At 55.8% G+C, this 12,327-nt stretch carries 11 protein-coding genes; 7 read left to right on the top strand and 4 right to left on the bottom strand.

Features of this window, described 5'->3' with window-relative positions; all coding sequences use genetic code 11:
- Positions 1-134: 134 nt before the first annotated feature.
- The 4 genes from sppA to AAHB66_RS09295 all read left to right on the top strand — a co-directional run bounded on the left by sppA (position 135) and on the right by AAHB66_RS09295 (position 5,428).
- Complete coding sequence (gene sppA / locus AAHB66_RS09310) at positions 135-1,991, top strand: signal peptide peptidase SppA (protein ID WP_347115984.1); 1,857 nt, start codon at positions 135-137, stop codon at positions 1,989-1,991.
- A 59-nt stretch (positions 1,992-2,050) separates the two neighbouring features.
- On the top strand, positions 2,051-3,067 hold the full coding sequence (gene ansA, locus AAHB66_RS09305) for an asparaginase (RefSeq protein WP_347115983.1): 1,017 nt from the start codon (positions 2,051-2,053) through the stop codon (positions 3,065-3,067).
- 9 nt (positions 3,068-3,076) lie between these two features.
- Positions 3,077-3,718 carry a bifunctional nicotinamidase/pyrazinamidase gene (gene pncA, locus AAHB66_RS09300; RefSeq protein ID WP_347115982.1) on the top strand — a complete coding sequence of 214 codons (642 nt, stop codon included), beginning with the start codon at positions 3,077-3,079 and terminating at the stop codon, positions 3,716-3,718.
- Between the two features lie 459 nt (positions 3,719-4,177).
- Positions 4,178-5,428, top strand: coding sequence for a glycoside hydrolase family 18 protein (locus AAHB66_RS09295; protein WP_347115981.1), 1,251 nt, complete (start codon positions 4,178-4,180; stop codon positions 5,426-5,428).
- A 43-nt stretch (positions 5,429-5,471) separates the two neighbouring features.
- Here the strand turns inward: AAHB66_RS09295 and AAHB66_RS09290 are convergent, their stop codons facing one another.
- Positions 5,472-5,750: a YeaC family protein gene (locus tag AAHB66_RS09290; RefSeq protein ID WP_313825476.1), complete on the bottom strand. Its 279-nt coding sequence runs from the start codon at positions 5,748-5,750 to the stop codon at positions 5,472-5,474.
- Positions 5,751-5,792: 42 nt separating this feature from the next.
- Positions 5,793-6,206 carry a peptide-methionine (R)-S-oxide reductase MsrB gene (gene msrB, locus AAHB66_RS09285; protein ID WP_347115980.1) on the bottom strand — a complete coding sequence of 138 codons (414 nt, stop codon included), beginning with the start codon at positions 6,204-6,206 and terminating at the stop codon, positions 5,793-5,795.
- A 341-nt stretch (positions 6,207-6,547) separates the two neighbouring features.
- Between msrB and gapA the strand changes: the two genes are divergently transcribed.
- Positions 6,548-7,543 carry a glyceraldehyde-3-phosphate dehydrogenase gene (gene gapA, locus AAHB66_RS09280; RefSeq protein ID WP_032617687.1) on the top strand — a complete coding sequence of 332 codons (996 nt, stop codon included), beginning with the start codon at positions 6,548-6,550 and terminating at the stop codon, positions 7,541-7,543.
- Between the two features lie 77 nt (positions 7,544-7,620).
- Positions 7,621-8,505 carry a D-hexose-6-phosphate mutarotase gene (locus tag AAHB66_RS09275; protein ID WP_347115979.1) on the top strand — a complete coding sequence of 295 codons (885 nt, stop codon included), beginning with the start codon at positions 7,621-7,623 and terminating at the stop codon, positions 8,503-8,505.
- 46 nt (positions 8,506-8,551) lie between these two features.
- Here AAHB66_RS09275 and AAHB66_RS09270 read toward each other — a convergent pair whose 3' ends face one another.
- The gene (locus AAHB66_RS09270; protein ID WP_347115978.1) at positions 8,552-9,406 is read right to left on the bottom strand and encodes an aldo/keto reductase; all 855 of its coding nucleotides are present in this window, start codon (positions 9,404-9,406) and stop codon (positions 8,552-8,554) included.
- A 142-nt stretch (positions 9,407-9,548) separates the two neighbouring features.
- Positions 9,549-10,295, bottom strand: coding sequence for a MipA/OmpV family protein (locus AAHB66_RS09265; RefSeq protein ID WP_347115977.1), 747 nt, complete (start codon positions 10,293-10,295; stop codon positions 9,549-9,551).
- Positions 10,296-11,195: 900 nt separating this feature from the next.
- Between AAHB66_RS09265 and AAHB66_RS09260 the strand changes: the two genes are divergently transcribed.
- Positions 11,196-12,316, top strand: a protein-coding gene (locus tag AAHB66_RS09260; RefSeq protein WP_347115976.1) for an IS3 family transposase whose coding sequence is annotated in 2 segments (ribosomal slippage) — positions 11,196-11,454 and positions 11,454-12,316 — 1,122 coding nt in all. Because the reading frame shifts where the segments join, the coding sequence is not laid out codon by codon here.
- Positions 12,317-12,327: the final 11 nt, after the last annotated feature.

Below are 12,327 nucleotides of genomic sequence, written 5' to 3'. Positions count from 1 at the left end.
AATTAACACGACGGCAGATTTTGTTACAGCGTGGCAGGCGATTCCTGCTGACAAGTGGCGGTCGGGTCATTACGATAGCCCGACAACACCGTCCAGTGGCGACGGGAAGGTAATTATCTGGACAGGGAGAATACATGCGAACCCTCTGGCGACTGTTTGCCGGCTTTTTTAAATGGACGTGGCGGCTGCTTAATTTCGTCCGTAATCTGGTGATGAACATTTTCTTCATCCTTATTTTAATGGTTTGCGTGGGTGTCTGGATGCACCTCAGCTCCACCAGCCAGGCCCAGAACGCCGGGCGCGGCGCGCTGCTGCTGGATATCGCTGGTGTCGTGGTTGATAAACCCTCTACCAGCAACCGTCTTGGGGTGCTGGGCCGCCAGCTGTTTGGCGCCAGCAGCGACCGTCTGCAGGAAAACTCGCTGTTCGATATCGTCGACGCCATTCGTCAGGCGAAGGACGATCGCAACATTACCGGCATCGTGCTGGATCTGAAGAACTTCGCCGGGGCGGATCAGCCGTCCATGCAGTACATCGGTAAAGCGCTGCGTGAGTTCCGCGACAGTGGCAAACCGGTGATTGCGGTGGGCGATAACTACAGCCAGGGACAGTATTATCTGGCGAGCTTTGCCAATAAAGTGTGGCTCTCGCCGCAGGGCACCGTCGATCTGCACGGTTTCGCCACCAATGGCCTCTACTACAAATCGCTGCTCGATAAGCTGAAAGTCACTACCCACGTGTTCCGCGTCGGGACGTACAAATCGGCCGTTGAGCCATTTATCCGTGACGATATGTCCCCTGCCGCCCGCGAGGCGGACAGCCGCTGGATCGGCGAGCTGTGGCAGCACTATCTCGCGACCGTCGCCGCCAACCGCCAGATCACCCCGGAGCAGGTCTTCCCGGGCGCGCAGGGCGTGCTGGACGGGCTGCGTAAAGTGGATGGCGATACCGCGAAATATGCCCTCGACAACAAGCTGGTGGATGCCCTGGGCTCCAGCGCCGAGATTGAAAAATCCCTGACCAAGCAGTTCGGCTGGAGCAAAGAGGACAAGAACTTCAGCGCCGTCAGCTTCTATGATTATCAGCCGAAAAAACTGGCCGATACTGGCGACAGCATCGCCGTGGTCTTCGCGAACGGGGCGATCATGGATGGCGAAGAGACGCCGGGCAACGTCGGGGGCGATACCACCGCCTCACAGATCCGCGACGCGCGTCTCGACCCGAAAGTGAAAGCCATTGTCCTGCGGGTTAACAGCCCGGGCGGCAGCGTCAGCGCCTCGGAAGTGATCCGCGCGGAACTGTCCGCGGCCCGCGCCGCCGGTAAACCGGTGGTGGTCTCCATGGGCGGGATGGCGGCATCCGGGGGTTACTGGATCTCGACCCCGGCGAACTACATCGTGGCGAACCCGAGCACCCTGACCGGCTCCATCGGCATCTTCGGCGTGATTAACACCGTGGAGAACAGCCTCGACTATCTGGGCGTGCATACCGACGGTGTGGCAACCTCGCCGCTGGCGGATGTCGCCATCACCAAAGCGCTGCCGCCGGAAGTGTCGCAGATGATGCAGCTCAGCATTGAGAACGGCTATAAGCGCTTTATCACTCTGGTGGCCGACTCCCGTAAGCAGACCCCGGCGCAGATCGACCAGATCGCCCAGGGCCACGTCTGGACCGGCCAGGATGCGAAATCCAACGGGCTGGTGGATAATCTGGGCGATTTCGATGACGCCGTGGCCAAGGCCGCCGAACTGGCGAAGCTGAAGCAGTGGCATATCGACTTCTATCAGGATGAGCCGACCTTCATCGATATGGTGATGGACAGCTTCTCCGGCTCGGTCAAAGCCATGCTGCCGGACGCGCTGCAGGCGTATCTGCCGGCGCCGGTCGCAACGGCGGCGAAGGCGGTTAAAGCGGAGGGCGACAAGCTGGCCGCCTTTAACGATCCGCAAAACCGCTACGCGTTCTGCCTCACCTGCGCTAACGTACGTTAATCCCCATCCCCTCTTCTGCGAAGAGGGGATTTTTCTTTGAAGCCTAAGAACATTACATCATGCAAAAGAAATCAATCTATGTGGCCTATACCGGCGGTACCATCGGTATGCAGCGCTCGGAAAATGGCTATATCCCGGTTTCGGGCCACCTGCAGCGCCAGCTGGCGTTAATGCCGGAGTTCCACCGCCCGGAGATGCCGGACTTCACCATTCACGAGTACGATCCGCTGATGGACTCTTCCGACATGACCCCGGAAGACTGGCAACATATCGCCGACGACATTAAGGCGCACTACGACCAGTATGATGGCTTTGTGATCCTGCACGGCACCGACACCATGGCGTTTACCGCCTCGGCGCTCTCCTTCATGCTGGAAAACCTCAGCAAACCGGTGATCGTCACCGGCTCGCAGATCCCGCTGGCGGAGCTGCGTTCCGACGGGCAGATCAACCTGTTGAACTCGCTTTACGTGGCGGCCAACTTCCCGATTAACGAAGTGAGCCTGTTCTTCAACAACCGTCTGTATCGCGGCAACCGCACCACCAAAGCCCATGCCGACGGCTTTGATGCCTTTGCCTCGCCGAACCTCACTCCGCTGCTGGAAGCCGGGATCCATATTCGCCGCCTCGGTACGCCTCCTGCGCCGCATACTTCCGGCGAACTGGTGGTGCATCCGATTACGCCACAGCCAATTGGCGTGGTGACCATTTATCCGGGTATCTCCGCCGATGTGGTGCGTAACTTCCTGCGTCAGCCGGTAAAAGCGCTGATCCTGCGCTCCTACGGCGTGGGCAACGCCCCGCAAAACGGCGAGTTCCTGAAGGAGCTTCAGGAAGCCAGCAGCCGCGGCATCGTGGTGGTGAACCTGACCCAGTGCATGTCCGGCAAGGTGAATATGGGCGGCTATGCCACCGGTAACGCCCTGGCGCAGGCGGGGGTTGTGAGCGGATTCGACATGACGGTAGAAGCCACGCTGACTAAACTTCACTACTTACTGAGTCAGGATCTGGATGTGCAGTCGATTCGTACCGCAATGATGCAAAACCTGCGTGGCGAGCTGACGCCAGACGAATAAGGAGTGAGCATGAAACAACGTGCCCTGTTACTGGTGGATTTACAGAATGACTTTTGCGCCGGCGGCGCGCTGGCGGTGGCCGAAGGCGACAGCACGGTGGACATCGCCAACGCCCTGATTGAGTGGTGTAAAGCCCGCGGCGAAGCGGTGGTGGCCAGCCAGGACTGGCATCCGGCGGATCACGGCAGCTTTGCCAGCCAGCACAACGTCGAGCCCTTCACCCAGGGCGAGCTGGACGGCCTGCCGCAAACCTTCTGGCCCGATCACTGTGTACAGCATACCGAAGGCGCAGAGCTGCATCCCCTGCTCAACAGCAAAGCCATTGACGCCATCTTCCAGAAAGGGGAAAACCCGAAGATCGACAGCTACAGCGCCTTCTTTGATAACGGCCACCGGCAGAAAACCGGGCTGGATCAGTGGCTGCGCCATCACGAGATCGTGGAGCTGATTGTGATGGGACTGGCGACCGATTACTGCGTCAAATTCACCGTGCTGGATGCGTTGCAGCTGGGCTACCGGGTGAACGTCATCACCGACGGCTGTCGCGGGGTTAACATTCAGCGCCAGGACAGCGCCCAGGCGTTTATGGACATGGCGGCGGAAGGCGCCACCTTGTATACCCTGGCGGACTGGCAGGAGACGCAGGCCTGATAGCCTTGTGCCGCCTTGTGCCGGGTGGCGGCTACGCCTTACCCGGCCTACAAAACCCGTAGGCCCGTGCAAGCGCAGCGCCGCCGGGCAAAATCCAGCCACCCGCAGGCCCGTGCAAGCGCAGCGCCGCCGGGCAAAATCCCGCCACCCGTAGGCCCGTGCAAGCGCAGCGCCGCCGGGCAAAACCCCGCCACCCGTAGGCCCGTGCAAGCGCAGCGCCGCCGGGCAAAACCCCGCCACCCGTAGGCCCGTGCAAGCGTAGCGCCGCCGGGCAAAATCCCGCCACCCGTAGGCCCGTGCAAGCGTAGCGCCGCCGGGCAAAATTCCCATTAGTCCCATAAGGTGAACTCCCTCGCACTCTCAGCGAGACGGCAATGCTATTCTTTTTTGGCACTTTTTTCGCCACGCCCTTACGTGGCGTGCTTGTTTTTTTACCGTCAAAATTGAAGAGGAATTGCTATGAAACATTTGCCCTTGCTGGCAGCCTTACCCCTGCTTTGCGCGTCCGTTGCTTCCGCCAGCTCCCTGATGTCGGTGGGCTATTTTAACGGGGGCGGCGACGTCACCGCCGGGCCAGGCGGGGATATCAACAAACTCGACGTTCGCCAGATCACCCACCTGAACTACTCCTTTGGCCTGATCTATAACGACGAGAAAGACGAAACCAACCCGGCGCTAAAAGATCCGAGCAAACTGCACCAGATCTGGCTCTCGCCGAAAGTCGCCGCCGACCTGGCTTTACTTCCTGTTCTGCGCAAACAGAACCCTGACCTTAAAGTGCTGCTTTCCGTGGGCGGCTGGGGCGCGCGTGGCTTCTCGGGAGCGGCATCCAGCCCGGAAACCCGCGCGGTGTTTATTCGTTCCGCACAGGCGATCGTTGAAAAATACGGGCTGGACGGGATCGATCTCGACTGGGAGTACCCGGTAAACGGCGCATGGGGACTGGTCGCCAGCACTCCAGCGGATCGGGATAACTTTACCGCCCTGCTGAAAGAGCTGCGTGCCGCGTTCGGGGCTAAAAAGCTGGTGACCATTGCCGTGGGTGCTAATGCAGAAAGTCCCAAAAGCTGGGTCGACGTGAAGGCGGTTGCGCCATTACTTGATTACATCAACCTGATGACCTACGACATGGCGTACGGCACCCAGTACTTTAACGCCAACCTGTATGACTCCAGCGCCTGGCCGACCGTAGCCGCAGCGGATAAATACAGCGTGGACTTCGTGGTCAACAACTATCTGGCTGCCGGGCTGAAGCCGCAGCAGATGAACCTCGGCATCGGCTTCTATGGCCGCGTGCCCAAGCGCGCCGTGGAGCCGGGCATCGACTGGAGCAAAGCGGATGCACAGAAAAACCCTGCGACCCAGCCCTACTTCAGCGCGCAGCAGATCGACCTGTTCAAATCGCTGGGCTACGACCTGACCAAAGACACCTACGTGAAGTACAACGATATCGTGAAGACGTTTTTAAACGATCCGCAGAAACGCTTTACCGAGCAGTGGGACGATCGGGCCCAGGTGCCGTGGCTGTCGGTGAAGGGTGACGATGGCAAGGCGCTGTTTGCTCTGTCGTACGAGAACCCGCGATCGGTGGCGATCAAGGCGGAGTACATCAAAGAGAAAGGGCTGGCCGGGGCGATGTTCTGGGAGTACGGCGCGGATGACAATAATCAGCTGGCGAAGCAGCTCGCGGAGTCGCTGGGGATTAAATAAAAATATACCCTCTCCCGCTGGGAGAGGGTTTTAATCCGCAGGGTTACTGCATTTTCAGGGTCGCAATGGGTTTCGGCGCGATGCCAAAATCCTCTTTCAGCTGCTGCTTACTCTTCATCACCATCTGACCCTGGGTGTCGATAGTCATGTGTTGCGCATCGGTGTTGTTGCGCGCCTGCCACAGCATCACTAACTGCAGGCAGTTCTCTTTTTGCTCAGCCGTCAGCGCTACACCATCGGCCCATTTCCCCAGCTCGACCGCGGTGACCAGACGCTGATAAACATCCGGCGTCATGCCGTTAATCATCTCTTCAATATTCATGTTAAATCGGGCTCCGAAGGAATAATTTGCTGAATCGATTTTTCAGCCTTTCGTCTGGTCGCCATTCTGGTCGTCGGTGAAGCTTAATGAGGCGGAGTTGACGCAGAAACGCTCGCCCGTAGGCTGAGGGCCGTCCGGGAAGACGTGACCGAGATGCGCGTCACAGTTTCCGCAGCGAATCTCAATGCGCTCCATACCGTGGGTGAAGTCCTTAAGATAGTGAATCGCCTCTTCACTCACCGGTTCATAAAAGCTTGGCCAGCCGCAGCCAGAATCGTATTTACTCTGGGAGTTGAACAGCGCAGCGTCACACACCAGGCAGTGGTAGACACCATCGCGCTTGTTATGCAGCAGACGCCCGGTAAACGGCGGTTCCGTCCCGTGGTTTTGCGTCACGTAGAACTGCATTTCGGTGAGGTTTTTTTTCAGTTCATCGGGGTTTTGTTGATTCGACATAGGCTTACATCTCGCAGTTGAAACAGACAACTTTTACCCACGATTCTAACAAAACATTAACACTGAAGTATGAACTTTTGATCTAAACTTACTCGTTGCGTAGAGGTGCGCAGACAAATGTGATCTACTCCACGTTTTTATGTGGTCAGCCCTTTAAAATTCCGTGCGCAGGCCCCATATGGGTGCTAGCTCCAAGGGAATGTGAGGTGGGTCAATCGAGCAGAGGTAGTGCGAAGGATTGATTTGTCGCAATGATTGACACGATTCCGCTTGACGCTGCGTAAGGTTTTTGTAATTTTACACGCAACCTTTTATTCACTAACAAATAGCTGGTGGAATATATGACTATCAAAGTAGGTATCAACGGTTTTGGCCGTATCGGCCGTATTGTTTTCCGTGCTGCTCAGGAACGTTCTGACATCGAAATCGTTGGTATCAACGATCTGTTAGACGCTGAATACATGGCGTACATGCTGAAGTACGACTCAACTCACGGTCGTTTCAACGGCACCGTTGAAGTGAAAGACGGCCACCTGGTTGTCAACGGCAAAACCATCCGTGTTACTGCTGAAAAAGATCCAGCTAACCTGAAGTGGAACGAAATCGGTGTTGACGTTGTTGCTGAAGCAACCGGTATCTTCCTGACCGACGAAACTGCGCGTAAGCACATCACCGCTGGCGCGAAAAAAGTTGTTCTGACTGGACCATCCAAAGACAACACCCCAATGTTCGTTAAAGGCGCTAACTTCGAGAAGTATGCTGGCCAGGACATCGTTTCCAACGCATCCTGCACCACCAACTGCCTGGCGCCACTGGCTAAAGTTATCAACGACAACTTCGGTATCGTTGAAGGCCTGATGACTACCGTTCACGCTACCACCGCTACTCAGAAAACCGTTGATGGCCCGTCTCACAAAGACTGGCGCGGCGGCCGCGGCGCAGCTCAGAACATCATCCCTTCTTCTACCGGTGCTGCTAAAGCAGTTGGCGTAGTTCTGCCAGAACTGAACGGCAAACTGACTGGTATGGCGTTCCGCGTTCCAACTCCAAACGTATCTGTTGTTGACCTGACCGTTCGTCTGGAAAAAGCAGCAAGCTACGAAGAAATCAAGAAAGCAATCAAAGCGGCTTCTGAAGGCGCAATGAAAGGCGTTCTGGGTTACACCGAAGACGACGTTGTTTCTACCGATTTCAACGGCGAAGTGTGCACCTCCGTGTTCGATGCTAAAGCAGGTATCGCACTGAACGACAACTTCGTGAAACTGGTTTCCTGGTACGACAACGAAACCGGTTACTCTAACAAAGTTCTGGACCTGATCGCTCACATCTCCAAATAAGTTGAGATGAGAAACTGATCCAAAAAAGGCGACCTCGGTCGCCTTTTTTTATGGCATTAGAGACAGAGGATTGCGTAATGATAAAAACAATTTTTGCACTTCCGGTAGTCGAACAGCTTACCCCTGTGCTTTCCCGCCGCCAGATTGATGATGTTGAAGTCATCGTGGTTGAGCATCCGCAGGTACAGGCTTCTGTCGCCCTGCAGGGCGCGCATCTGCTCTCCTGGCAGCCAGAAGGCGAAGTGGAAGCGTTGTGGCTGAGCGACATCACCTCCTTTAAAAAAGGGGCGGCGATCCGCGGTGGCGTACCCATCTGCTGGCCATGGTTTGGCCCGGCTACCGAGCAGGGCCTGCCGTCGCACGGCTTTGCCCGTAATCTTCCGTGGACGCTGAAAGCCCACAACGAAGATGAATCCGGCGTAGTGCTGACCTTTGAACTGCAAAGCGATGATGAGACGCGCAAACTGTGGCCGCACGACTTCACCCTCTACGCCCGCTTCAAGCTGGGTAAAACCTGCGAGATCGAACTGGAAGCGCACGGTGAATTTGAGACCACCTCTGCTCTGCATACCTACTTCAACGTCGGCGATATCGCTGCCGTCACGGTGAACGGCCTCGGCGATAGCTTTATCGACAAAGTGGATAATGCGAAAGAGGGCAAGCTGACCGACGGTTCACAGACCTTCCCGGATCGTACTGACCGCGTCTACCTGAACCCGGAAGCCTGCAGCGTTATTGAAGATACCGTGCTGAATCGCGCGATTGAAGTGATTCACCATCACCACAGCAACGTGGTGGGCTGGAACCCGGGCCCGGCGCTGTCGGTGAGCATGGGTGACGTTCCGGATGACGGCTATAAGACCTTTGTTTGCGTGGAAACCGCCTGCGTCAGCGAACCACAGACGGCGACGGAAGAGAAACCTTCCCGTCTGGGACAGACCATTCACATTGTGAAGCGTTAATCCCCTTCCCTTGCCCTCTCTGTACGGAGAGGGCATTACGTTCTCGTCACACCACGTCTAACGCCGTTTTCTGTTTCGGCGCCGGGAAGGCCGCATCCAGCTGGCTTAACGCCTCCGCAGAGAGTGAAATGTTCAGCGCGCCCGCATTCTCTTCCACATGCTTAATGGATGACGCTTTCGGGATAGCCACGACCCCTCGATGACGTATGACCCACGCCAGCAGCACCTGCGCCGCCGTGACGTTGTACTCTTTCGCCAGCGCATTCACCACCGGATGATTGAACAGCCCGGTGCGTAAACGCCCGGCCTGCGCCAGCGGGCAATAAGCCATTACCGGCATCGACTGCTGCTGACACCATGGCAGCAGGTCATATTCGATGCCGCGCGAAGCCAGATGATACAGTACCTGATTGGTGGCACAGGCCTGCCCGCCCGGCACCTGCCACAGCTCCTGCATATCTGCATAATCGAGGTTCGAGACGCCCCAGCGGCCAATTTTACCCTGCTGTTGCAGCGTCTCCATTAGCCGGACGGTCTCATCCAGGGTGTAATTCCCGCGCCAGTGCAGCAGATAGAGGTCGATGTATTCGGTGCCGAGACGGCGCAGGCTGGCTTCACAGGCGGCAATGCCTTTTTGCCCTCCGGCATTCCACGGGTAGACTTTAGAGACCAGAAACACCTCGTCGCGCAGGCCTTTGATCGCCTCTCCCACCACCTCTTCCGCGCCGCCGTCGGCATACATCTCGGCGGTATCAATCAGCGTCAGTCCGCGCTCAATGCCTGCCCGCAACGCGTCCACTTCCTGCCGGCGCTGACTGGCTTTTTCGCCCATGTACCAGGTGCCCTGACCGATGGCCGGGAGCACGATGTTGTTGCCAAGATTAACGGTTTTTTCGCTCATCACACTCTCCTGTTTATCTGCACCACCCCAGGACAAACGGAGCGCAGGCGCGCCGTCATGATGCACATATTGCACCACCCTAAAACAAACGGAGCGCAAGCGCTCCGTGGTAATGCATGAATTGCACAGTCAAAATGCACAATCAGAAACTGTACGTCAGACCCACCGACATCAGCCCGGTCCAGGACTTATCGACCATCGGGCTGTCTTTCACCTCATCACTGAGGCGGTTGTAACGGCCGGTGGCGTAGACGTTCCAGTCTGGAGCAAACTTGTAGCTGGCGGTCAGCTCAAGATACGGGTTCCAGCCATCGTCTGCGTCATAGCTGTTCAGGCCGCTGCGACGGGACTCTTTATGGGACACACCATAATAGTAGTCGTTGTAGTTTTCGCTGTGGTACTCCAGACCGATGCCCGGGGTCAGCGTCAGCCCGCCGTTGGTGTAACGGTACAACCACGCCAGATCCCAGATATAGCCGTTACTGTTATCCAGCGTATCGCCCGCCAGGGCAGTGCGCAGGAAACCGTATTCAGTATTATGAACCCAGGAAACTCCGGCCATCATGGTGCTCTTACGCTTATCGAGCTGGCGAAGCTGATAGCTGTCGCTGTCGCCTGGCTTGAAGTGGGTTGGGTCGTAGTAGGCCATGATGGAGAGCTTGTCGGTCTGGTCGTTCCAGAGATAGTAGCCACCGCCCAGCCCGCGGAACCAGAAATTATCCCCTTCGTAGGTGATAACCGGAACCGGGTAGAAATCACGGTCATATTGCTTATAAGGGCTATTGATTACGCCGACACCAGCACCAACTGACCACTGATTCTCCGCGTATGCTGTACTCACTGAGGTGGCAACGATAATCCCCAGTGCCAGAAGTTTGAGTTTGGTCACAATCCATTCTTTCCTGTAGTCAAATAATCAGCGGATGAAGTGTAACCGTCATTCCCCTCATTTCTCAAAATTTTTTGTCAGCTAATCAATTTGATTAACCGATTATCTTGTGTGCGGTTAATGACGGAACGCTGTCAGCCAGATTACCGTTCAGTGAAGGAAGTCTCATTGTCTGACAGGATTTGGCTGAATTTCTGGATGAGTTATTGATATGTCATTGAAATTGGTTTTTGCGTGCAGGCAAGTTTTGCAAATGCCATCTACGCTTAATTTTAAGAAGCTGAATACCCGATCACCCCCGCGGTTTTAGCGCCCGACCTGGCACACGGGTTGCTGCTCTGGCAGTGAGGTGCAACGGATCCCGCTTCCGGGAGCCTCTACTATTCATATGAACGGCTCTCTTCCTGTGCTAAAAAACGAAAGGACGCATAAAATCATCAACGGGAACATTCAAAAAATCTTTTATCATTCCTAATTGGTTGTTTTTCACCCAGCCTATGTCCCCCATCTCTATCTGTTAAAAACCACTACTGGGTGATGCAGTTATAGATTTGTACCATCATAATCTACACAAACGCTTTCACATATGACCTTAGTACCGTTCCATTCGTCCTTGTAGATACTGGTATCAATACCTACCCCAGGATGTAAGTTTAAGCCTGTGTCATTCACAAACTTCTGGTACTTACCTGATTCTCTCCGCTCGTAGCAATGTACCCCACTGTAGACAAAACCCGCTGAACCTTGAGGTACTATCCATACCCCATAGGATGCGAAAGTACTCGCATGTTCAATCACCTTGTATTCGAATTCTGAGCCTGTATAACGGTGACCTGCTCCCCGTTGATTAATACACCGCGATGTTAGTAATGTCTTCATAAGCCACATGAGGACATCCCCATGAAGAAGCGTTTTTCCGAAGAACAGATCATCAGTATTCTCCGAGAGGCCGAAGCCGGGGTTTCTGCCCGTGAGCTCTGCCGCAAGCACGCCATTTCCGACGCCACCTTTTACACCTGGCGTAAGAAGTATGGCGGTATGGAGGTGCCCGAGGTTAAGCGCCTGAAGTCGCTTGAGGAAGAGAACGCCCGCCTCAAGAAGCTGCTCGCTGAAGCCATGCTGGATAGGGAGGCGCTTCAGGTGGCTCTGGGGCGAAAGTACTGACGACAGACCAGAAGCGGGAAGCTGTGGTGTTGATGTGTGATGCGACCGGTCTGTCGCAACGTCGTGCCTGCAGGCTTACAGGTTTGTCCCTGTCGACCTGCCGCTATGAGGCTCAGCGACCGGCTGCTGATGCGCATTTATCAGGGCGTATCACTGAGCTGGCACTGGAGCGCAGGCGTTTTGGCTACCGACGCATCTGGCAGTTACTGCGCCGTGAAGGCCTTCATGTTAATCACAAGCGCGTGTACCGCCTTTACCACCTTAACGGGCTGGGCGTAAAACGCAGACGACGTCGTAAAGGGCTGGCAACAGAACGTCTGCCGCTGCTCCGCCCGGAGGCGCCCAACCTGACCTGGTCGATGGATTTTGTCATGGACGCGCTGGCCACCGGTCGCAGGATCAAGTGCCTGACCTGCGTGGACGACTTCACGAAGGAGTGTCTGACGATTACCGCCGCATTCGGGATTTCAGGCGTTCAGGTCACGCGAATTCTGGACAGCATTGCACTGTTTCGCGGCTATCCGGCGACGATAAGAACGGACCAGGGGCCGGAGTTTACCTGCAGAGCACTTGACCAGTGGGCTTATGAGCATGGGGTGGAGCTGCGGCTTATCCAGCCGGGCAAGCCAACACAGAACGGATTTATTGAAAGTTTTAACGGACGATTCAGGGATGAGTGCCTCAATGAGCACTGGTTCAGCGATATAGTTCACGCCAGGAAAACGATTAATGACTGGCGGCAGGATTATAACGAGTGTCGTCCACATTCATCGCTGAACTACCAGACTCCGGCTGAATTTGCAGCGGACTGGCGAAACGGGAAATATGAAGAAAAACCAACCGACATTACTAACTGAAGGTTGTATCT

The sequence above is a fragment of the Leclercia sp. S52 genome, from assembly GCF_039727615.1.
Lineage (GTDB): Bacteria > Pseudomonadota > Gammaproteobacteria > Enterobacterales > Enterobacteriaceae > Enterobacter > Enterobacter adecarboxylatus_B.
The sequence above is the reverse complement of the archived record's forward strand: the minus strand, read 5'-3'. Positions and strand labels throughout refer to the sequence as shown.